This is a genomic window from Myxacorys sp., from assembly GCF_059501405.1.
In genome coordinates this window covers 40,839-62,405 of record NZ_JCACCM010000019.1, presented here as the reverse complement: position 1 = coordinate 62,405, position 21,567 = coordinate 40,839, and the positions used below count along the sequence as shown (strand labels likewise).

Sequence of the window (21,567 nt, the reverse complement as noted above, 5' to 3'; positions counted from 1 at the left end):
TTCGCGCTTGGATGGCGGCGCAAGACCAGCCCCATGAACGCTTTGTATTCCCTGAGGAGGTTCTTCCCCGTGGTAACGCTCTCTAATGGCTCATTTGCAGGTAACCGTGACCAAGCATCCTCTGGATTTGCTTGGTGGTCTGGTAATGCACGTTTGATTAATCTTTCCGGTAAGCTGCTGGGTGCTCACGTTGCCCATTCAGGTCTTATTGTGTTTTGGGCTGGAGCAATGACTCTGTTTGAGGTTGCTCACTTCATTCCTGAAAAGCCCATGTATGAGCAGGGTTTGATTCTTCTTCCTCACCTTGCAACCCTAGGATGGGGTGTAGGACCTGGTGGTGAAGTAATCAATACCTTCCCGTACTTTGTGGTAGGTGTTTTACACCTAATTTCTTCTGCGGTTCTTGGTCTTGGCGGTATCTATCATGCTGTCCGAGGTCCTGAGACACTTGAAGAGTATTCATCCTTCTTTGGCTACGACTGGAAGGATAAGAATCAGATGACCAACATCATTGGCTATCACCTCATTCTGTTAGGGTGCGGTGCGCTGTTGTTGGTTCTGAAAGCGATGTTCTTTGGTGGTGTGTATGACACTTGGGCACCCGGTGGCGGCGATGTCCGTGTGATTACAAACCCGACGCTGAATCCTGCAACCATCTTTGGCTATTTGATCAAAGCTCCATTTGGTGGCGAAGGCTGGATCATCAGCGTGGACAATATGGAGGACATCATCGGAGGTCACATTTGGGTTGGATTCATCTGCATCGCAGGCGGAATCTGGCACGTCTTCACCAAGCCTTTCGGTTGGGCGCGACGCGCGTTAATCTGGTCTGGCGAGGCCTATCTTTCCTACAGCTTAGGTGCATTGTCCTTGATGGGTTTCATCGCGTCAATCATGGTGTGGTACAACAACACGGCGTATCCGAGTGAGTTCTTTGGTCCGACAGGTCCTGAAGCATCTCAAGCTCAAGCGTTGACCTTCTTGGTGCGTGACCAAAAGTTGGGTGCTAACGTAGGTTCTGCTCAGGGTCCGACGGGTCTAGGTAAGTACTTGATGCGATCGCCGACGGGTGAAATCATCTTTGGTGGTGAAACCATGCGCTTCTGGGACTTCCGTGGTCCTTGGTTGGAGCCTCTGCGCGGTCCTAACGGTCTGGATCTGAACAAGATTCGGAATGACATTCAACCTTGGCAGGCACGACGTGCGGCTGAGTATATGACTCATGCTCCTTTGGGTTCTTTGAACTCAGTGGGTGGTGTGGCAACGGAGATCAACTCGTTTAACTACGTGTCTCCTCGTGCTTGGTTGGCATGTTCTCACTTTGTGCTTGGTTTCTTCTTCTTGATCGGTCACTTGTGGCACGCAGGTCGCGCTCGCGCTGCTGTGGCTGGTTTTGAAAGAGGAATCAACCGCGAGACTGAACCTGTATTGTCGATGCCTAACCTTGACTAGTTTTAGTTAATTAGGTGAATAAAAAAGGGACTGCAATCGATCGCAGTCCCTTTTTTATTAGATTCAAACAAAACTTCTCTACTAAAGTAATCTGATAGAATAGCGAGCAAAAATCGAGTCGCCACCTAGAAGTAACCAATCTTTAGACCCCGCTTGAGCAATCAGTAATCGAGCAAACGAATCTTTGTGGTGAAAGGAAAGTTCTGAAACAATTCTCAAGTGTTCTAATCGCTAGCAATTTAAAGTCACAGGTAGTCCTTGAAATCTTCTAGTTGCTTTACAGTTGAGCTTTGCGCTAATCGCTTCAGAGCTTGCAAAAAATCGCTCCCCAACCTCAACGGCTAGAGAGCGATCGAATCAATCAATTCACTAGATGAGTAATTAACCCGCCACGACTTCGCGAGCGGCAGTCGCGTCATCAGGATGGATACCCAATCGAGTTAGGTTAACTCTGCCGCGATTGTCGATTTCTCGAATCTTGACCACGACTTCATCCCCAACGGCGACTTCATCTTCAACCTTGCCAACCCGGTGGTCAGCAAGTTGCGAGATATGAACCATACCTTCTTTGCCAGGAAGAAACTCGACAAAGGCTCCGATTGGAATAATTCGAGTCACTTTGCCTGCAAACGTATCACCTGCATTTAGCTTGCGCGTCATGCCTTGGATAATACTTCTGGCGCGTTTTGCTTTTTCACCGTCAATCGCAGAAACCGTAACAGTTCCATCATCATCAATGTCGATCTTGGCTCCTGTCTCTTCGGTGATGCCTTTGATCGTTTTACCACCCGGGCCAATCACCAAACCAATCATGTCTGGATCAATTTTGATCGTGAGGAGGCGAGGCGCATAGGGTGACATTTCCGCACGAGGCTGGTCGATCGCTTCGAGCATTTTGCTCAGAATGTGCAGACGCGCTGGTTTTGCCTGATTGATTGCATCGGCAATCACTTCCATCGGCAACCCAGTAATTTTCATATCAAGTTGCAGCGCGTTGATGCCCGTATCAGTTCCAGCGACTTTGAAATCCATGTCGCCCAGGAAGTCTTCCATGCCCTGAATGTCGGTCAAGATGCGGATTTCTTCGCCTTCTTTGATCAGACCCATTGCTGCACCGCTCACGGGTTTGACAATCGGAACGCCTGCATCCATCAGCGCTAACGTCGAAGCGCAGACCGAACCCATCGAGGTAGAACCGTTAGACGATAGCACCTCTGAAACGACGCGAATCACATAAGGGAACTCTTCTTTGGGCGGCAGCACGGGCAGCAGCGATCGCTCAGCCAATGCCCCGTGACCAATTTCGCGCCGACCGGGCGAGCGCATCGGGCGAGTTTCACCGACAGAGTAGGGCGGGAAATTGTAGTGGTGGATGTAGCGCTTCTGAGCGTCGGGATGGAAATCATCCAACAAATTTTGGGCCTCTCCCGGACTGCCAAGGGTAGCGACAGACAGCACCTGAGTCAGTCCGCGATTGAATAAACCTGTGCCGTGAACTCGCTTTGGCAGGACACCAACAAAGCAAGAAATGGGGCGGACTTCATCGAGCTTGCGACCATCGACGCGCATCCCGTCTTCCACGATTTGACGCCGCATCAGGGCTTTGGTGACGGACTTGAAGGTGTTGCTCAGCACTTTTGGATTTTCGCTTGCCGCCACTTTCACAGCGTCGTCTTCCGGCAGTTCCACGATCGCTTGAACAACCGTTTCCTTGATTTCATCCAACGCCGCGTCGCGGACAGTCTTATCTTTCTCAAAGCGGACTAAGACTTCTTTCACCGGAGCCGTAACGCGATCGCGGATGAAATCTTCCAGCGTCGGATCAGCTTTCGGAGCTTCTTCCTGGACCATTTCAATGCCAAGGGCGGCGATAAACTCACGCTGAGCCTGAATTAGATCACGCACCGCTTCGTATCCGAAGTCGATCGCCTCAATCATGTCAGCTTCGGGTAGCTGATTTGATCGCGCTTCGACCATGATCACGCCATCGGGAGATCCGGCGACTACTAAATCTAAGTCGCCTGTTTCAATTTCCTCAAACGTGGGATTGATAATAAAATCGTCGCCTACTAAGCCGACGCGCACGGCAGCCATTGGTCCGTTGAACGGAATTTTGGCCAGTAATGTTGCGATCGAGGCTCCCGTAACCGCTAATACATCGGGGGGGACGCGCTCGTCCATAGACAGAGTCGTGGCGACAATTTGAATATCATCACGCAACCAGGACGGAAATAAGGGGCGCATCGGACGGTCAATCAAGCGGCTCGTGAGGACCGATTTTTCGGGGGGGCGTCCTTCACGTTTGAAAATTCCACCGGGTATGCGTCCTCCAGCGTACATCCGCTCTTCGTAATCAACCAGCAATGGAAGGAAATCAATTCCTTCTCTCCCACTCGCACGGGTTGCTGCCACTAAAACTGCCGTATCTTCTGATTGAATTAAGACCGATCCTCCGGCTTGGGGGGCTAACATTCCAACTTTGAGTCGAATATCCCTACCATCAAAGGATATTGACTTCTCGAACTCTTGCATGAAGTGTTCCTTTCCTTTCTTGTTCTTTTTCGTACTGAGGCAATCCTAGCATTGATAGATTAATGCGGCTTTCTTTGTCGGCAATTGTTGAAGAATATGCACGCATCTCAGCTACATTTTTGCCACCCTAAATCGATTCTTTAGAAAGGTTTTAATCGAATTGAGAAGAGAAGCTTTTGCGACACGCGCAGGCTCAGACAAAGATGCTCATGCTGTAGGATTGTTTAGAGAGGCTTTGTGTTGCTGCAAATTTAAAGTCTAGTGCGACACATTGCAATTGGTATCACGTTAGGTTGCATTCCTCTGATTGTTATTTGTGTAGAAATTTAATTTTTATTAATAATTTAGGCTATTGGTTAGCACACCATTACAGTCTGTAGCAGAAGTACGAGAACGCTGAAGTAGCTCGATAAGATCTCAATAAGATGGAGTTGTCCAGCGGCGCTTCGCGATCGCGAAGTTCTACGGGATCGGCACCCTCTGTCGCTCCATGAGTCAAATTGGGATTGGGACATCCAATACAACACAATTTCGTTCCCCATTTTTGAAGTCCACCGCGGAGATTTGAAGCTCGAATGGCAGTCTTACACGGTAGCTGGTTGCAAGGTCAGGACAAAGGTAGCCCAAGGAGAGGGAGCCTATTTTTGTGGGGCGAGACGTGGCGGCGTCTAGAGGATTCAGTTCAGCCAGAACCGAATACAGTTCTGAGTCATCCTTTTGAGATGGGTCAAAAAGATCTATTGGAGTTCTTGAAACCGCTTCATGCTGACAAGCGATTGAATCTCCCTATATTTGACAAACTAGTTGAAGACGTGCCAAAGCGAGGACGGAAGAGTGCAGCAGAGCCAATCGGTGAGTGGCAAACTCAGGTGATTGCATTGCCAACCCATAATTTCGTTCCACTTTTATCGGCGTCCGAGCTTGCGTCTGCCGATATTACTCTGCATCCTTGGCGGGTTAAGGGGCTGTGCTTAACGCCAATAGAAGCGTTTCAATTTTTGAATTCGCTGCCGTTAGGATTGCCGAGCGGAGAGGATACGTTTTTGGGTGACGAGTTGCGCTATTGGTCACACATCGCGCGATGGGCATTGGATTTATTAGCGCGATCGAAGTTTTTGCCGGGATTAATGATTGAGGACGATCGTGCGATCGCGCGGTGGGAAGTGTTGCTCGACAGCTCGACCGATCAGGCGCGACTGAGACAATTTGTCCGGCAGATGCCGTCTGTCTGTCGCACCTATCAGCCGGAGCGGGAAGACCTGTCGATTCAGTTACCCCTTGAGCCGAAGTCGCTACTGCTTGATTTTCTCAACCACATGATCGATGAGCAGATCCGAGGAACTGCCACAGCCTCCCCCTTACCCACCGGGATAGGTTCGATTAAATCTTGGCTGCAAGGACTAAGAGGCCCAATCCCTGACGTTGATCGCTCTGCTGTTGATTCGTTAGCCCCCGTACTGGCGATTTGGAAAGCTCCGATCGCGGACTATCAAACCGATCAGTTTCGGGTGTGTTTTGCGCTCGTTCCACCTGCCCCGGGTCAACGAGATTGGATTCTAGAGTATTACTTGCAAGCAGTCGATGATGCTGACTTGATCATTCGTGCCCCTGTGATTTGGCAAAATCCGGTGGAGCGTTTTATTTATGCAGGTCGCGTGATCGAGCATCCTCAAGAGACGTTGTTGATGGGGCTGGGCTTAGCCTCACGGTTATATCCTTTAATCGAATCGAGCCTAGAAGATGTGCGTCCGCAGCGCTGCCTGCTTGAGCCAACGCAAGCCTATGACTTCATTATGAATGTAGCGTGGCGGCTGCAAGATAGCGGACTTGGCGTAATTTTGCCGCCGAGTTTGGCAGAGCGCGGCGGCTGGGCAAATCGGTTGGGGCTAAAGATTCGAGCTTCGACTTCGACTCGGCGCAAGCAAGACCGATTAGGATTGCAGAGTTTGCTCAATTTTGAGTGGGAGTTGTCGATTGGCGGACACAGTTTGTCAAAGGCGCAGTTCGATCGCTTGGTGGCGCAGAATATGCCATTGGTAGAGATTAACGGCGAATGGGTAGAACTGCGATCGCAAGACATTCGCGCTGCTCAATCCTTTTTTGCGGCTCGCAAAGATCAAACTACGCTATCGCTAGAAGATGCCTTGCGGATTAGTACGGGTGATACGCAAACCATGGAGAAGCTTCCCGTAGTGAGCTTTGAAGCCTCTGGAGGCTTGCAAGAGCTAGTCACTGCGTTGACGGGAAATCAAACCCTAGCTGAAATCGAGACACCGAAGGAGTTTCGAGGAGAATTGAGAGCCTATCAATCACGCGGGGTGGCGTGGTTAGCTTTTCTGGAGAAGTGGGGGCTGGGTGCTTGTCTTGCAGACGATATGGGACTCGGTAAAACGATTCAGTTCATTGCGTTCTTGCTGCACCTGAAGCAACAAAACCTCTTAGAGCGCCCGGTTCTGTTAGTCTGCCCAACCTCTGTTTTGGGCAACTGGGAACGGGAAGTGAAAAAGTTTGCACCAACCCTCAGCGCGATCGTGCATCACGGCGACAAGCGGCTTCAGGGACAAGCGTTTGCGAAAGCCGCACAGCAGCATGCACTAATTATCACAAGTTATGCCCTGCTGAATCGGGATCTCAAATCCTTGACCACTGTGGCATGGCAAGGCGTTGTGTTAGACGAAGCGCAAAATATTAAAAATCCAGAGGCAAAGCAGTCGCAAGCGGTGAGACAGCTTGAAGCAGATTTTCGGATCGCGTTGACTGGAACGCCGGTTGAGAATCGGCTGTCGGAATTGTGGTCGATCTTAGATTTTCTTAATCCAGGGTATTTGGGTCCAAGGAATTTCTTTCAGCGTCGATTTGCAATTCCGATTGAGCGCTACGGCGATTCGACCTCGTTGCAGACCCTACGATCGTTGGTTCAGCCCTTTATTTTGCGACGGCTCAAGAGCGATCGCACGATCATCCAAGATTTGCCCGAAAAGCAAGAAATGACCGTCTTTTGTGGATTATCTGCTGAGCAAGCAGCGTTGTATCAAGCCATTGTCGATCGATCACTAGAAGAAATTGAATCGGCTCAAGGAATTCAACGCAAAGGAATTATTTTGGCACTGCTAACGAAGTTAAAGCAAGTTTGTAATCATCCCGTGTTAGTCAATGCTGAAGGAAATGCTTCGACCCGACCGTTTCGGAGTCAATCTGCAAAGTTGCAGCGCTTAGACGAGATGTTAGACGAAGCGGTAGCCGAGGGCGATCGCGCAATTGTCTTCACACAATTTGCAGAATGGGGCAAACTGCTCAAATCGCATTTAGAAGGGCAGCTAGAGCGGGAAGTGCTGTTCTTATATGGCGGAACATCGAAGAAACAGCGAGAAGCGATGATCGATCGTTTTCAGCATGACCCGCAAGGCCCGCGCATTTTTCTGTTGTCGCTCAAAGCGGGCGGCGTCGGATTGAATTTAACTCGAGCCAATCATGTGTTTCATTTCGATCGGTGGTGGAATCCGGCGGTCGAAAATCAGGCCAGCGATCGCGTCTTTCGGATCGGACAAACTCGCAATGTGCAAATTCACAAATTTGTCTGTACTGGAACACTAGAGGAGCGGATTCACGAGATGATTGAGAGCAAAAAGGCGTTAGCTGAACAAGTGGTCGGAACAGGTGAGAATTGGCTAACCGAACTGAACACCGACCAACTGCGAAACTTACTATTACTCGATCGCAGCGCTGTCATCGAAGAATAAATTCAGAGTTTGCACTATCATCTACACCCTGATTCACAATTCAATTAATTCATGTTCTTTTAAAGTTAACCCTGCTGTTTGTTCCCAATTATTTTTCGCAAACCATTATTTTTCACAAGCTACATTCTCACTCCTTATCCCTCATCCTTGTCATCATGACTGACTCCTACTCTCAACCAAGCCGCGAATGGTGGGCACAGCGTTGGATCGATGTTCTCGAATCTTTCGGCTGGATTCGTCGCTTAGCCAGAGCGCGAACCTACGCTAGAGAAGGAAATGTGTTGAGTCTTGAGTTTGAAGGCGCAAAGGTAACCGCCGCCGTTCAAGGCACGGCTCCCGAACCTTACCAAGTCTCTCTATCGCTCGATCCGTTTAGCGATGAGCAGTGGAGTTATGTTGTTGAATCGATGGCAGAACGCGCGATCTTCTCCGCAAAACTTTTAGCGGGAGAAATGCCGCAAAATATTGAAGATGTCTTTACGGCAAACGGATTGAGCCTGTTTCCCTTCAATAAATTTGATATTCATAGTCGCTGTTCGTGTCCTGATCCAGCGAATCCGTGTAAACACATTGGCGCAGTCTATTACTTACTCGGTGATCGCTTTAGTGAAGATCCGTTTGTGTTATTTCAACTGAGAGGACGAACGAAAGAACAAATCATTGCCGACCTGCGCCAAATTCGGGGAGCGGGAGACGCGATTAGCGCAGAGCGCAACTCCGATGGAACCGCAGCACCGTCGTCAGATCAAAATGTGTCTGTCTCAAAGACGCCTCGACCTACGCCCTTGAACTGCGATCGCTTTTGGGAGTACCAAGAGCAACTCGAACCATCACTCATTGTCATCACGCCTCCACCAACCAGTGAGACAATTTTGGATGTGTTAGGTTCCATTCCGTTGAAAGCGGATGCAGCGGAAACTCAAGCGGTAATGGAATACTTTAAAGCCGTTTACCAAGTGGCGAGCATGAAAGCTGTACAAACTGCAATGTCAACCGAATCGTAAACACGGCTTGTTCGCTGCAACACATCCAAGACTTTTGTGCAGGTTTCTCATTGCCAACCGACAGAACTACGGGAAGGCAGGCCAATTGCTAATGAGCTTTGCCCGCTCCTAAATATAGTTCACCGACTTTTGGATTATTCAGTAAGTCCGAGCCTGCGCCTTCAAAGCGATCGCGCCCTGCTTCTAAAACATAGCCTCGATCTGCCATCTCTAACGCTTTACGGGCGTTTTGCTCAACCAGTACGATCGCTGTCCCATCCTGATTAATCTGCTTGATTTGCTCGAATACCGTGCTCACCAGAATGGGAGACAAAGCGGCAGATGGTTCATCGAGCAACAACAGACTTGGTTTAAGCATCAGCGCCTTGCCCAAAGCCAACATCTGGCGCTCTCCTCCTGAAAGCGTTCCAGCTCGCTGCTTGCGCCGCTCTGCCAGTCTCGGAAACCGAGCAAAAATATCATCCTTGAGCGGTTGGAGAGCAACATCTCGCACAAATGCGCCCATCTCTAAATTTTCTTCCACACTCAGCGACGGAAATACATTCGCCAGTTGCGGAACGTAGCACATACCTCGCCGCACAATCTGATCCGACTTCAGCCCCCCGATCGCTTGTCCCTTGAACTGAATGCTACCCGTGTTTGGAGTCAGTAGTCCGAAGATTGTTTTGGCAAGGGTTGATTTACCCGCTCCGTTAGGACCAATAATGGCAACTAACTCGCCAGGATACACCCGCATATTGATGCCTTGCAGAATGTTCAAATCTTTGATGTAGCCAGCGTGAACATTTTGAACGTCAAGCAGGGCAGTCGTGGTTGTCATAGCGGTTAGAGGTCATAGCGGTTTAGAGAAGTAAGGAGCAACCGATCAATGATTCCTACACTGAACGTCACTCCTGCATTAGTGTTTACGGATAAATTTACTGCGGTGTGCTTTGCAAATCGGGGCGTTCTTCGGGCACGATCGCGCCTTCAACCGGACAAACTTGCAAACAAATTCCACAATCGATACAGGTTGAGAAGTCAATCCAGTACCAGTCTGTTCCTTTGGTATTTTTGCTAGGGCCTGGATGGATGCACGCAACAGGACAGGCATCGACACAATCGGCGACGCCTTCGCAGATGTTAGTAACAATCGTATGAGACACAGGGGTTCGTTAGGGATGAAGGAGGAGGGAGGAGGTAGGGCGATGCCCCGCTTCGCGAGGAAAGAAGAGAATCTTCTAACAGCGGGTAGCCCAAAGATTTATTGTATCGTTCCTGTTCCTTAATTCACCCGCTCGATCGCGGCGGAACCATCAGACTCGATCCAGGCAATTTGAGGAATGCGACGACCCCGGGCATACTCTCGAATCTGATCGTGATCCTGGCCGCTTAGATCCATCTCGACCCGAACGAGATCGGATGAGTCTCGCAGCTTTTGAGCGTGAGTAAAGGCGATCGCATGAGTCTGTGGTGTCTCCGAAACGACAAGCCAATCACTCGTAGGCCCTTTGGTTGGCAGTTGTCCTGATGACAGCAAAATTTGATGCAGGGCTTCAAGCTGAAGCGAAAATCCGATTCCCGGTAGCGATTCGCCTTGGGGATGGTATAGCCCGAGAAGCTGATCGTAGCGTCCGCCCTGCCCGATTAAGGTTTGACCTGACGTTGACCCACCCACGACTTCAAACACGATTCCGGTGTAGTAGTCGAACGTGCGAATCAGGCTGAGATCTAGCACAATCGGCACTTCCGCTTGGCTGTCTTGCAACAGATTGATTAACGATTTTAGGTTGCGAACGGTCTCTTGTTGCGATGAATTGAGTGGCAGTTGACTCACTTTTTGCAAGACATTAGCAGGAGCGCCACGCAAATCGAGGAGTGTCAGGGCACGATCGCGCAAATCCTCAGGCATCGGCATTGTCTCTAAGGCGATCCGATCTAAATTGGCGATCGCATAGCGAACGGTGTCGCGTAGCGTGTCTGGAAAAATAGACAGCAGCGATCGCGTTAGCCCTGCTTCGCCTAACACCAAATGTCCCGATAAATTCAGATTCTTTAGGCAATCCATCAGCAGCATCAAGACTTCTGCATCTGCCAACAGCCCGCCCATACCCAGCAACTCGACACCTGCTTGATAGAACTCCTGCTGCCGTGTGTGATCGCCTTCTTGCGATCGACGGAACACATTAGCATTGTAGTAGAGCCGCTGTGGATAGGTGCTGCCTGCCATCCGCGTGATGGCCGCTCGTGCGATCGACGCGGTGAACTCTGGACGCAAACCCAAAGGTTCATCGTCAAGGTGCTGGAGTTGGATCACTGTTGAGCGTGCGATCGCGCCTCCGGCCATGAGAGTATCTAACCGTTCTAATGTGGAGGTGATAATGCGGTGATAGCCCCAGCGATGAAACACCTGCTGCAAGCGTTCTTCAAGCCAGTGTTTTTGGGCAACATCGAGGGGTAATAAATCGCGTGCGCCTGCTGGGGGCTGATAAACCATTATTTTTTCTTTCCACTAAATAGACTGCTAAACAGTCCGCTATTAGACTTGGGGTTACGATCGTTCTTACCAGGTTTTGCCGCACTTTGGGAAGTCGGTGGAGCAGGATCAACTTTTTGCTTTCCCTCGATCGCGATCGGATCGTCAGGATTGAGCGCTAAGGCTTTGTTGAAATGGATTTTTGCCATTGTCGCTTGATTTTGCCGCAAATACACCATTCCCATTAGACTATGGCACCGGCTATTGTTGGGTTCAAGTTTTAGGGCGTCGCGCAATTCTAGTGTGGCTTGAGCAAAATTTCCTTTAGCCATGAAATTTTCTGCCCGACGATAATATTGATCGGCAACCGACTCTGAAGGCTTTGCAGGCACTACTGTTGTAGACGTTCCTGTCGATGCTCCAGTGGGTGAAGACGTGGCAGACGCTCCGGTATAGGTTGTTTTGGTTCCACTCGTTGTCTCATCTAAACCCGTTCGGCGCATCAGATATGCCATGTTCAATTCACTCAATTGCGCCACCATTTCTGGGACTTGGTCGAGGTGCTGAAACTGACGTTCTGCTAAATCTTGCAAAGCAGACCGATAAAATTGGTCAGGATTGCCAGCTTTGAGCATTTGTTGTGCCACGCTGCTCATTAGCTCAATTTCATGACGCTTGCGAACCGCCGCCTGTCCTTTGAGCTTAAGCAATAACTCGTGTTCGGTGCGGTTCTTCTCTTGAGAAAGCTTTTCCCACGCCGGATTCACTAGCTTTGAAAGCAGTTGAGCAGCAAGCTGTTTGGCGTTTTCGGTGTCGGCAGTGCAGCTATCTGGATGGAGACGCCGGGCGATTTTTAAGTAGTTCTTCCGAATGTCTTTCACGTCGGACTCGACGGACACGCCCAAAATCGCGTGGTAGTCACTCATGTCCAGCGTGAATAAACCCCGATTAATTTGAAAGCTCATGTTCGTGTTGTCTACCTGTTCTGCTGTGGACTCTACTGTAGGTGGGGGAAAGAGGTGAGGGGAAAGACCCTTTCCCGCCGCTCCTCACTCTTTATAGTTCCTTAAAAATCAGTAGGGATAACGCATTTTAGGACAGTTGTTTGACGTGCATCAGTTCGCGGCTAAGGGCTTCGTGGATCTCTCCGTTGGTTGCTAAGATGCGACCAGAAGCGAGGTCAAAGGGAGTGCGATCGTACGCGGTGACTTCTCCCCCAGCTTCTCTCACTAACACTACCCCCGCCGCGCTATCCCAGGTCGAGAGCCCACGTTCCCAGTAGCCGTCTAACCGTCCACACGCGATATACGCCAAATCAAGCGCCGCCGCTCCGTCTCGTCGAACGCCCTGAGTTAAATGCGTGAGGTGACAGAACTCAGGGTAGTTTGTATCCGACGTTTGGCGGCGATCGTAGGCGAATCCTGTCACAAGCAAACTCCGCTCCAGATCTGCCGTTTGTGACACGCGGATCGGCTGACGGTTGCAAGTCGCCCCTAATCCTTTAGCCGCGCGAAATAGATCATTGTGAATTGGATCGAAGACGACGCCCACTTGAGGTACGCCGTTAATCAGCAGTCCAACTGATACTGCGAAGAAGGGATATTGATGAGCGTAGTTGGTGGTTCCGTCAAGCGGATCAATTGCCCATAGGTATTCACTTTGAGCATTATCAAATTGCCCAGACTCTTCCGCTAGGATGGAATGCTCTGGAACATGTCGACGCAGCACGTCTAAAATTGCTGTCTCTGCCGCTTTGTCGGCTTCGGTGACTAAATCTCCCGGACGCCCTTTCTCCCGAACGTGTTCTAGCTTGCCCCAGTGAGTTTGCAGAACGGCACCAGCGCACGACGCTGCCTCGGTCGCGATGTCGAGAAAGACTTGAAGTTGACCCGGAGAAGGTTGAACCATTGAATTTAGAGAACACAGGATCGAAAGCAAGTCTACCATTTTGGTAGTGGATTGCCTGTATCTCTAGGCTACAGAGATGACTTGCGATCTCTAGAGTTTTCCTTAATCCTCATCGAGCGGCAGCCCTCGCGTTACTTTTCCCTTGCCGAAAAATCGCCCAAACTGAAGCTCGTACACTTCATCTTCATCCTGAGTTTCTACCTCCAGGTCGGAACGGGCATAGCTGACGCACAATAGCGCATAGCCTTGACGTTGCAAGTCCGGAGACAGTCCTACTGCTTCGGGTTGATACAGGTCACCGGATAGAACTCTAACTGCACATGTGGTGCAGGCTCCGTTGCGACAAGAGAACGGTAGCTCGACGCCTTGCTGCTCACCAGAGTGCAAAATGTAGCGATCGCTGGGCACGCGAAAGCTAAAGTTGGTTCCGGTTTGATGATGAACGCGGACAGTATAAAACTCGGTCATAAGGATAGAATTTTTTCGTTCTTTATTCAGTATGAGGCAACTTCTGCTAATATTGATTCTTAATGACTGTAAATACAGTTCCATCTGGAGAGATGGCCGAGTGGTTGAAGGCGCAGCACTGGAAATGCTGTGATGGGGTAACTTATCCGAGGGTTCGAATCCCTCTCTCTCCGTTCTAAAAGGGAACAGTGACAAATTAGTTGTCATTCTTGCTTGTTGTCGTCGAATTACTAGTGACAAATTAGTGTCATTGTTGCTCGTTGTTGTTAACTCTAATCATCACTTGTTATTGAAACTCCATTTGGCGTTAAAGTTGCCCTTATTTTCAACCCTGCAAAATTGTACAAAGTTCGGCAAGTGAGAATCACTTAACTTCGGCAGTTCGCCAATCAGTTAGACAAAGTTTTTCCCTCCTACAATGAAACAGCTCTGCTGGCTTCTTCGGTTGATGGCCTACGGCCATCAACCGAAGAAGCCAGCAGAGCTGCAATTGGAGCCCGCTTTACCGCAATGGGCTTAACCGAAACTGACGTGATCTTAGAATTAGCGTTAGATTTAGGCTAATCAGAAGCACAAAAAACCGCCAAAAACCCTTCAGAATCAAGGTTCTAGCGGTTATCGATACAAAGGCTTAAAAGCCCGTGGCGAGGATTGAACTCGCGACCTCACCCTTACCAAGGGTGTGCTCTACCACTGAGCCACACGGGCAGTGAAGATTATGTTAGGCAGAAGAAAAATTGCTTTTTTGCTTTTGCTTAACATAATTTACTGTGGATGGGCCGAGCTGGATTTGAACCAGCGTAGGCGTAGCCAGCGGATTTACAGTCCGCCCCCATTAACCACTCGGGCATCGACCCTTGCTCTCCACAGATGCTAATAGTAGCACAACAGGTAAATGAAAGTAAAAGGGTAAACGGCAAAACTTTTATTTTTCCTCAACTTCCATCTGTTGTGCTAGAGCGGGGATGAGAAAGTCGGTCAGTGTATGGGCGTCAACGCCAAGTACTGTACGCGTTTGAGTGGCTAAGCGACCTGCTTGCGCGTGCCACCAAACCGCACTCTGAACGATGTCAAGCAAAGATGTAGAGGCGGAAGCCGCAACTTTTTGAGCGACCAACCCGCCCAGCAAGCCCGTTAGTACATCGCCGCTTCCACCTCGTGCTAAAGCAGGCGTACTCTCTGAATTAATGCAAACCCTACCCTGCGGATCTGAAATGTTCACTCGTGCCCCCTTCAACAGCACGATCGCGCTCGTCTGTTTTGCGGCTCGTCGAACAGCAGTGATGCGACAGATCATTCCTTCAGCAATGTCTGGAAAGAGCCTTTTAAATTCGCCTAAGTGAGGCGTCAGAATTGTCGGGGCTTGACGCTTTTGTAGCGTAGGGATAGTTTCTTGTTGCGCCAAAATATTCAATCCGTCTGCATCTAGAACGAGGAAAGATTCGCTGTCTAAAATTTGCTGGACAATGGAAGATGCTTCCGTTGTTAGACCAGGGCCACAGGCGATCGCATGAAATGAGGACAGCCCCAAGGATGCAGGAAGCTCTGCGATCGCGCCCGCTTCGGTTTCAGGACAGCCGATGATCAGTGCCTCTGGCAATTGAGCAGAAAGGGTAGATTTGAGCGATTCGGGAACTGCGATCGACAGCATACCGACGCCACTTGCTCGCGCCCCTAATCCGGTTAGCAATGCGCCACCCGCATAGCGACGAGATCCACAAACCACGAGCAAATGACCCATTTCGTATTTATGAGTCGAAGCGGGACGCACGAGTGGCAGCGATGCGATCGCCCATTGAGGCGTGACGCGCTGCACGTCTGGGATTTCTCCTAACACGGCAGAAACGTCTGCGATCGGCACATCAAAATCAATCAATTCTGCTTGTCCGACATAGTCTAATGCCTCATCTTGCAGCAATCCGAGCTTCCACAGTCCCAAACAGAGGGTATGGGTTGCCCGAATTGCCCTGCCTAACACTTCTCCGGTATCCGCGTGCAGTCCTGAAGGAAGATCGATGCTTAAGCGGGGAATGTCCCACGTATTCACGAGATCTATCAGTGTCGAAATGGGTTTTGTGAGCGCTCGATCTAAGCCAAAGCCAAACAGTCCATCGAGCAAAAGATCACACTCTTGCAAGGGTTCAGCAGACTGATGGCAAGAAATGCCTAGATTTTCGAGGTAGTGCAAGTGGGCTGCCGTCAAATCCTTGAGGCGCAAAACCGGACAGCATAGCCTGATTTCATATCCCTTGAAGTAGAGTTCACGAGCAACAACTAAGGCATCTCCGCCGTTGTGACCTGGTCCAATCAGAACTCCAATTTTGCGAACTGAGGATTGCGGATAAAGCACTTGAATTCTTTGTGCAATGCGTCCAGATACTTTCTCCATTAATGCGGCGACTGGCATTCCTGCATCAAAAATGCGTTGCTCTATCAATCGCATCTGTGTCGCTGTTACGACAATGCGTTGCAGTTGCTCTAGCCTATCTTGAGGAGATATGTTCATAATGGCAGTCTGCATTTAGTGTTTAGGCTAGAGTACACCTTTGTTTCTAGCATCTTTCCCCTAGTAGAGGCAGAAATTTGAGAGCTAGCACTTCGCCTAGCTGTCAAATGCTATTTCTCATAGCATTTTGCTTTGTATTTGCTTAAGCGCTATTTCTTCTATTCGTAGACAGTGATCTTATTTACCCGCAGAATTTTTATTCATAGCTCGATAGCGCCGCGAAGCAGTTCCCCCGGCGGGGTAATCGCGCATATTGAGCTTGGCGCGTAGCTCATCTTTAATCCGAATTAAAATAGAGTCTTCATCTAGCGAAGCTAAGATGTTTGTTACAACAGCTTTTGGTCCGTCCGGTCCCCAAGATGCACCGTTGGCTAGATATGCTTTGGTGACCTGTCCGATTCCGTAAGACGAGATGCCTGCCACGCCTGCTTGGGTCAGTGCCACCGAAAGATAGGGGCCCAACGATAGCCCACCCGTAGCCGGGGCTGATAAACCGAGTAAACCTTTAAGAGAACTGAGTCCGAGATTGGCGAGAAGTTCGCTGGCAGTGATGCCTCCCATCGCGATCGCAATCTTTTGTAGCAGCGCGATCGCGCCTTGCTGGGTCATTTGAATCCCGTAGAGCTTTGAGAGCGCCAAAATCATTGCCACATCGATTGCCGCACTGCTCAAAATGTCTAACACTGTTATAGGATTTACGGCAGTGGCAACAGCTTTGGTAATCACGGCATTCCACACAACCCGATCGGCATTTTGCTCACGGATTGTCATTTTTCGCTCAACGACGCGATCGTTAATGTCATCGGCATACAGCATTGTGTTGAGCGCAACGAGAGATTTGCCTTCCCGATGCAACACTTCTAGAATCTTGAGCTTCAGTTCATCAACTTGAGGAACCCCTAAAGTTCGCTGAATGGTGGTGCGACCATCAGGGCGTTTGACGGCTCTACCGATCAGGGGAGAAGCCGCCACCATGACAATCTCATCAGGAGATAATAAATCTTTGACGCGCTCATCACGGATCTTATGGTAGATACTCATGCGATCGGCGTCGGGGTATTGATCAATCTTGTTAAACACCAGAATGATCGGTTTGCCGACATTCCGCAGTTCTGACAAAGCTTGATATTCTACATTGGTCATGTCGCCGGAGACAATGAAGAGCAGCAAATCTGCTTGCTGAGCCACTTGGCGTGCCAAGGCTTCTCGCGCTTCTCCATCGACTTCATCAATGCCGGGAGTGTCAATTAGTTCAATTTGCGATTGAGACATTCCGGGCAGAGTGACTCGCTCGATCGTATGATCGCTGTCTGCCACTGCTTCGGTGGAAACACTCCAATTCGCCGTTTGACGCACTTGAGTAACTCCGTGAATCGGACCTGTCTCGAACACGGTTTGCCCCAACAGCGCGTTGAGAACAGACGATTTTCCTCGCCCCACCATGCCAAACGCTGCAATGTGAACCACAAGCCGATCAAGCTTTCCCAGCATCGTCTCTAGCCCGTGAATTTCAGAGTCAAGACCAGCACGTTCTGAAGCCGTGAGATCAAGATTCTCAACCAAGGTGCGTAGAGTAGTTTGGGCTTGACGGTAATTTAGCTCTGCCTGAATTTCGTCAAACCCAAGAATGGCTTCTTCAAGTTCTTGATCAAAGGTTTTTGCAGAATCGGCAATGGGATCAGATAGAGGTTCAGGCATAAGGTCGGACGTGGGCGATGAGGAGAAATTAGTTTACCCAAGATAGCTATTTCTTCTCAATCCTAACAATCTCTGTCTGAACCGTTCGGCACAATCCTTCTGAAGAATCGATTCTTCTGCAAGACATCGACCTCAGCAGAACATTAACGGTAGCGACGATTACGGCGAGCGAGCGTCTCTTTGCGCTTTCGCCTTTCGAGCGGTGTTTCAAAGTGACGGTGCGATCGCAAGTCCGCCAAAATGCCTGCCTTAGATACCTGACGCTTGAACCGGCGTAGCGCAGAATCAATACCTTCGTTTTCGCCTAAAACCACTTGGGTCATTCTTAAGAGTCTCCTGTTGAGTACAGTTGAGTACAAAAGATAGGTTGAAAGACCTGAAGCATTCTACGCTTTGGAGAAGTCTGTTAGGGGACTCAATCCAATTGCTGAACGTCAGCCGCTCCTGTCTACATTCCAAAAGTATGCATAGGTAGCCCAGCATTTATAACCTACCATTGGCAGATTAGCATAAAACACTGAAACTGTTTACAGAAGGTCATTTTTGAAGACCAGCGAGGCTGATATCAGCCTCGCTGGTCTTCAAAACCCTGCTTAAAACTTTCACCTTACACGTGGCTCCTCAATATCTTGGTACTTATGCCTTGGCACTCGTCGCGCATGCCTTAGCTGATTAATGACCGTTGGCAATGCACCTTACTTAACTATGTCTCTTGATGGAGTTTCCTTGTGCTTGGCAATCGTTTTGATTGAGTCTTAGTTCCTAACTACCAACTTCCATCCCTCTATTGATCAGTTGATCAATAGAGGGATGAGACAATAAGCCAATAATACTTGTCTGAAATCTAGTACTGAACTCTGTTAATGGGAAGCTGTGTTCTGCCCAACTCTGTAAAGGATGATATAGCCAGTCGTCTAGCTTCGCTTCGAGAAGGGTCGGCTGCTGACACCCGTGGAGTAGTCGTCTCGTTAGAAGGTTCACCCAGTTTGCTCGGCGACTTTAGCTTCATCGTCATATATCCCTCTTTCATCACTCTCGCTGAAGTGAACTCTGAAACCTAGCTCCAGTGCGAGTTTCCTATTTTGACGGCTCGAAGATGACAAAAGAGCAAAACGCAGGTGCAGCAAAGCTTTCAGCTTTTGCTCCTACCGAAGTGATGAAAGAGGGATATTGGGTTTAGCTTATTTTCCCCTAATTAAAGTCTGAATTTTTTCCTCAATGCCACTAAAAATTAGGACGCATTTGCCCTGTTCTTCATCCCTCATCCCTAGTTTCTCTTCCTCGTTTTCTGCTTCTGAATTTTTTCCTCAATGCCACTAAAAATTAGGACGCATTTGCCCTGTTCTTCATCCCTCATCCCTAGTTTCTCTTCCTCGTTTTCTGCTACTGTTAGCAGAACATTCACCGTCTACTAGTGAAGCGGCACATTTCCGTTTATTCTAGAGAACTTGTGAACCTAGAGTTCCATCAACGCTCAACGCTCATCTTCAGAAGCGGATAAGGTCAATGGCTCGGATCATCGTCATCACGTCTGGTAAGGGCGGAGTGGGTAAAACTACCACAACCGCAAATCTTGGTATGGCACTAGCCAAGCGACGTCGCAAAGTTGTTGTGGTGGATGCCGATTTTGGACTAAGAAATCTCGATCTGCTCTTGGGGTTAGAAAATCGAGTGGTCTACACCGCCGTTGAGGTGCTGGCGGGTCAGTGTCGCTTAGAGCAAGCGCTGGTTAAAGATAAACGGTTTAACAATTTGGCATTACTCCCGGCGGCGCAAAATCGCACCAAAGATGCCGTGTCGCCCGATCAGATGAAGCAATTGGTGAATGCTCTGGCGCGAGTTTATGAGTACATTCTGATCGATTGTCCGGCGGGAATTGAGATGGGGTTTCAAAACGCGATCGCGGCGGCGAAAGAAGCGATTATTGTCACCACGCCCGAAATTTCTGCGGTTAGAGATGCCGATCGCGTCATTGGATTGCTAGAAGCAAATAACATTAAGCGGATTAATTTGATCATCAATCGAATTAAACCTGCGATGGTACAAGCGAACGATATGATGTCCGTTGCCGATGTACAAGAGATCCTGGCCGTAGAATTGTTGGGTGTTATTCCTGACGATGAAAAAGTGATCGTTTCGACGAACAAAGGTGAGCCACTAGTTCTGTCAGAAACACCATCGCAAGCCGGAACCGGGTTTGATAATGTGGTTCGTCGTTTAGAAGGTGAGCACGTGCCGTTTATGGATCTTACGGTGCGGGATGAAGGGTTTTTCTCTCGTCTGCGCCGTATGCTCTCGAACCGAGCTTAAGACTTTTTCGGATGGATCATTCGGCGATATCGCCCGTCGCTCTCTACCCGCCTCTTCTCATCACCCATCATGCTCATTGAACTTCTAGAACGTCTTTTCCCGCGAGCGGCAGACAATAGCCGTAACGATGTCAAACGGCGTCTTCAGCTTGTGTTAGCCCACGATCGCACCGATCTACCGCCCAATCTGCTCGAAGACATGCGAAAGGAAATTCTAGAGGTCGTGTTGCGCTACGTTGAACTCGATGATACGGGCATGGAATTTTCGTTGGAAAATCATCATCGCACAACGGCCTTGATCGCGAATTTGCCGATTCGCCGGATTCGCTCACGCGCGGAAGCAGAACCTGAAAAGCCGGTCACTGCACCCGATCTGACGCTACCCGATGAACTTGAAAAGCCGGTCGTCGCGCCCGATCTCACGCTACCCGATGAACCCGCTACGCCCAAACCAACCGCCCCGTCCGAATAAATGAGAATTACGGGTAGAACGAAACTTCTGGGGGTGATTGGATATCCGATTGAGCATTCGTTGTCTCCAATCATGCACAACGCTGCCTTACTGGAGATGGGCTTAGAGTATGTTTACTTACCCTTTAGAATTGCACCCGAAACGTTAGAAGCCGCTGTCTCGGGATTTGCTGCGATCGCGCTTCAAGGGTTCAACATCACGATTCCCCACAAACAAGCGATCGTGCCCTTCTTAACCAGCGTGACCGATGTTGCTGCCGCGATCGGATCTGTAAATACCGTTTGGAGAACCGAAGTTGGTTGGAGTGGCACAAACACAGACGTAATTGGTTTTTTAGCACCCCTACAGGCATTACAGAAAGACTGGAGATCAACCCGTGCCGTGATTCTCGGCAACGGTGGAGCCGCAAGAGCCGTAGTCGCTGGATGTTCTCAGTTAGGATGTGCAGATATTCAAGTCGTCGGACGAAATCCAGAAAAGGTAAACGCTTTTCTGCAAAGCTGGAATGGTTCACCGTTTGCTGAAAATCTTCAGGTGCGGTCTTGGGATGCTCTACCCGATCTGCTAAGCGATGCAGATTTGATAGTCAATACTACGCCCATCGGCATGACGCCGCAGATCGATCAATCGCCTCTGACTTCCACTGATGTGCAGCAGCTAAAAAAAGGTGCGATCGCCTACGACCTGATTTATGTACCAAATCCAACTCTGTTTTTACAGCAGGCGCGATCGCAGGGCTGCATGACGATCGATGGTCTAGAAATGTTGATTGGGCAAGGAGCTGCCGCGCTGGAAATTTGGACGGAGCGCGCCGTTCCAGTTGAAACAATGCGCCAATCATTACGCCAGCACTTAGGTCTGTAGAGTGGGTTATAGAATGGAATGCCCGAGCTAAAGCTAAACTTGAGTTTGAAAGCGAGGGCAACCCTTGAGGTATAACTAGTAAATCTGGAGTTCCAGACAGTAGTTGGGTTAACAGTTGGGTTAACCTAATGCTCGATCTCTAGATTCCTGAAGAAGTGA

The 21,567-nt window shown here is 49.5% G+C and carries 16 protein-coding genes and 3 tRNA genes; 7 read left to right on the top strand and 12 right to left on the bottom strand.

Annotated elements, in window-relative coordinates; genetic code table 11:
* The first annotated feature begins 69 nt into the window (after positions 1 to 69).
* Positions 70 to 1,452, top strand: a complete 1,383-nt coding sequence (gene psbC, locus AC5I6P_RS02205) for a photosystem II reaction center protein CP43 (protein WP_495692128.1) — start codon at positions 70 to 72, stop codon at positions 1,450 to 1,452.
* A gap of 381 nt (positions 1,453 to 1,833) precedes the next feature.
* Here psbC and AC5I6P_RS02200 read toward each other — a convergent pair whose 3' ends face one another.
* Complete coding sequence (locus tag AC5I6P_RS02200; RefSeq protein ID WP_495692126.1) at positions 1,834 to 3,984, bottom strand: polyribonucleotide nucleotidyltransferase; 2,151 nt, start codon at positions 3,982 to 3,984, stop codon at positions 1,834 to 1,836.
* A 575-nt stretch (positions 3,985 to 4,559) separates the two neighbouring features.
* On the opposite strand from AC5I6P_RS02200, the gene AC5I6P_RS02195 reads away from it, so the two are divergent.
* A complete protein-coding gene (locus AC5I6P_RS02195; RefSeq protein WP_495692125.1) occupies positions 4,560 to 7,724 on the top strand; it encodes a sll1366 family intein-prone helicase in 3,165 nt (1,054 codons plus the stop codon).
* 155 nt (positions 7,725 to 7,879) lie between these two features.
* Entirely contained in the window at positions 7,880 to 8,728 is an 849-nt protein-coding gene (locus tag AC5I6P_RS02190; RefSeq protein ID WP_495692124.1) for an SWIM zinc finger family protein, read from the top strand.
* A gap of 88 nt (positions 8,729 to 8,816) precedes the next feature.
* Here the strand turns inward: AC5I6P_RS02190 and AC5I6P_RS02185 are convergent, their stop codons facing one another.
* From AC5I6P_RS02185 to AC5I6P_RS02160, 6 genes are all read right to left on the bottom strand, one after another.
* Positions 8,817 to 9,548 carry an ABC transporter ATP-binding protein gene (locus tag AC5I6P_RS02185; RefSeq protein ID WP_495692123.1) on the bottom strand — a complete coding sequence of 244 codons (732 nt, stop codon included), beginning with the start codon at positions 9,546 to 9,548 and terminating at the stop codon, positions 8,817 to 8,819.
* A 97-nt stretch (positions 9,549 to 9,645) separates the two neighbouring features.
* Entirely contained in the window at positions 9,646 to 9,873 is a 228-nt protein-coding gene (locus AC5I6P_RS02180) for a ferredoxin family protein (RefSeq protein WP_495692122.1), read from the bottom strand.
* Positions 9,874 to 9,992: 119 nt separating this feature from the next.
* Positions 9,993 to 11,204, bottom strand: a complete 1,212-nt coding sequence (locus AC5I6P_RS02175; RefSeq protein WP_495692121.1) for an ATP phosphoribosyltransferase regulatory subunit — start codon at positions 11,202 to 11,204, stop codon at positions 9,993 to 9,995.
* Entirely contained in the window at positions 11,204 to 12,148 is a 945-nt protein-coding gene (locus tag AC5I6P_RS02170; protein ID WP_495692120.1) for a J domain-containing protein, read from the bottom strand. The genes AC5I6P_RS02175 and AC5I6P_RS02170 overlap by 1 nt, the downstream gene beginning before the upstream one ends.
* 127 nt (positions 12,149 to 12,275) lie before the next feature.
* Positions 12,276 to 13,091: an inositol monophosphatase family protein gene (locus tag AC5I6P_RS02165; protein WP_495692119.1), complete on the bottom strand. Its 816-nt coding sequence runs from the start codon at positions 13,089 to 13,091 to the stop codon at positions 12,276 to 12,278.
* A gap of 102 nt (positions 13,092 to 13,193) precedes the next feature.
* Positions 13,194 to 13,559, bottom strand: a complete 366-nt coding sequence (locus AC5I6P_RS02160) for a 2Fe-2S iron-sulfur cluster-binding protein (protein WP_495692118.1) — start codon at positions 13,557 to 13,559, stop codon at positions 13,194 to 13,196.
* An 86-nt stretch (positions 13,560 to 13,645) separates the two neighbouring features.
* Between AC5I6P_RS02160 and AC5I6P_RS02155 the strand changes: the two genes are divergently transcribed.
* Positions 13,646 to 13,732: transfer RNA gene (locus AC5I6P_RS02155), tRNA-Ser, on the top strand.
* A gap of 463 nt (positions 13,733 to 14,195) precedes the next feature.
* On the opposite strand, the gene AC5I6P_RS02150 is transcribed toward AC5I6P_RS02155, so the two are convergent.
* From AC5I6P_RS02150 to rpsU, 5 genes are all read right to left on the bottom strand, one after another.
* Positions 14,196 to 14,267: transfer RNA gene (locus AC5I6P_RS02150), tRNA-Thr, on the bottom strand.
* Between the two features lie 67 nt (positions 14,268 to 14,334).
* Positions 14,335 to 14,416 (bottom strand) — tRNA-Tyr (locus AC5I6P_RS02145).
* Positions 14,417 to 14,484: 68 nt separating this feature from the next.
* Entirely contained in the window at positions 14,485 to 16,065 is a 1,581-nt protein-coding gene (locus AC5I6P_RS02140) for an NAD(P)H-hydrate dehydratase (RefSeq protein WP_495692117.1), read from the bottom strand.
* A gap of 177 nt (positions 16,066 to 16,242) precedes the next feature.
* Positions 16,243 to 17,763, bottom strand: a complete 1,521-nt coding sequence (locus AC5I6P_RS02135) for a GTP-binding protein (protein ID WP_495692116.1) — start codon at positions 17,761 to 17,763, stop codon at positions 16,243 to 16,245.
* A gap of 143 nt (positions 17,764 to 17,906) precedes the next feature.
* The gene (gene rpsU, locus AC5I6P_RS02130) at positions 17,907 to 18,086 is read right to left on the bottom strand and encodes a 30S ribosomal protein S21 (RefSeq protein ID WP_495692115.1); all 180 of its coding nucleotides are present in this window, start codon (positions 18,084 to 18,086) and stop codon (positions 17,907 to 17,909) included.
* Between the two features lie 1,183 nt (positions 18,087 to 19,269).
* Here rpsU and minD point away from each other — a divergent pair.
* From minD to AC5I6P_RS02115, 3 genes are all read left to right on the top strand, one after another.
* Positions 19,270 to 20,073 carry a septum site-determining protein MinD gene (minD, locus tag AC5I6P_RS02125; RefSeq protein ID WP_495692114.1) on the top strand — a complete coding sequence of 268 codons (804 nt, stop codon included), beginning with the start codon at positions 19,270 to 19,272 and terminating at the stop codon, positions 20,071 to 20,073.
* Positions 20,074 to 20,142: 69 nt separating this feature from the next.
* Entirely contained in the window at positions 20,143 to 20,544 is a 402-nt protein-coding gene (minE, locus tag AC5I6P_RS02120; protein ID WP_495692113.1) for a cell division topological specificity factor MinE, read from the top strand.
* Positions 20,545 to 21,408: a shikimate dehydrogenase gene (locus tag AC5I6P_RS02115; RefSeq protein ID WP_495692112.1), complete on the top strand. Its 864-nt coding sequence runs from the start codon at positions 20,545 to 20,547 to the stop codon at positions 21,406 to 21,408.
* Positions 21,409 to 21,567: the final 159 nt, after the last annotated feature.

Coding starts and splice junctions, on each gene's coding strand:
- AC5I6P_RS02195 (WP_495692125.1), top strand. CDS start 4,560: ATGGCAGTCTTACACGGTAGCTGGTTGCAAGGTCAGGACAAAGGTAGC.
- minE (WP_495692113.1), top strand. CDS start 20,143: ATGCTCATTGAACTTCTAGAACGTCTTTTCCCGCGAGCGGCAGACAAT.
- AC5I6P_RS02185 (WP_495692123.1), bottom strand. CDS start 9,548: ATGACAACCACGACTGCCCTGCTTGACGTTCAAAATGTTCACGCTGGC.
- AC5I6P_RS02140 (WP_495692117.1), bottom strand. CDS start 16,065: ATGAACATATCTCCTCAAGATAGGCTAGAGCAACTGCAACGCATTGTC.
- AC5I6P_RS02170 (WP_495692120.1), bottom strand. CDS start 12,148: ATGAGCTTTCAAATTAATCGGGGTTTATTCACGCTGGACATGAGTGAC.
- AC5I6P_RS02200 (WP_495692126.1), bottom strand. CDS start 3,984: ATGCAAGAGTTCGAGAAGTCAATATCCTTTGATGGTAGGGATATTCGA.
- AC5I6P_RS02115 (WP_495692112.1), top strand. CDS start 20,545: ATGAGAATTACGGGTAGAACGAAACTTCTGGGGGTGATTGGATATCCG.
- minD (WP_495692114.1), top strand. CDS start 19,270: ATGGCTCGGATCATCGTCATCACGTCTGGTAAGGGCGGAGTGGGTAAA.
- AC5I6P_RS02160 (WP_495692118.1), bottom strand. CDS start 13,559: ATGACCGAGTTTTATACTGTCCGCGTTCATCATCAAACCGGAACCAAC.
- rpsU (WP_495692115.1), bottom strand. CDS start 18,086: ATGACCCAAGTGGTTTTAGGCGAAAACGAAGGTATTGATTCTGCGCTA.
- AC5I6P_RS02190 (WP_495692124.1), top strand. CDS start 7,880: ATGACTGACTCCTACTCTCAACCAAGCCGCGAATGGTGGGCACAGCGT.
- AC5I6P_RS02165 (WP_495692119.1), bottom strand. CDS start 13,091: ATGGTTCAACCTTCTCCGGGTCAACTTCAAGTCTTTCTCGACATCGCG.
- AC5I6P_RS02175 (WP_495692121.1), bottom strand. CDS start 11,204: ATGGTTTATCAGCCCCCAGCAGGCGCACGCGATTTATTACCCCTCGAT.
- AC5I6P_RS02135 (WP_495692116.1), bottom strand. CDS start 17,763: ATGCCTGAACCTCTATCTGATCCCATTGCCGATTCTGCAAAAACCTTT.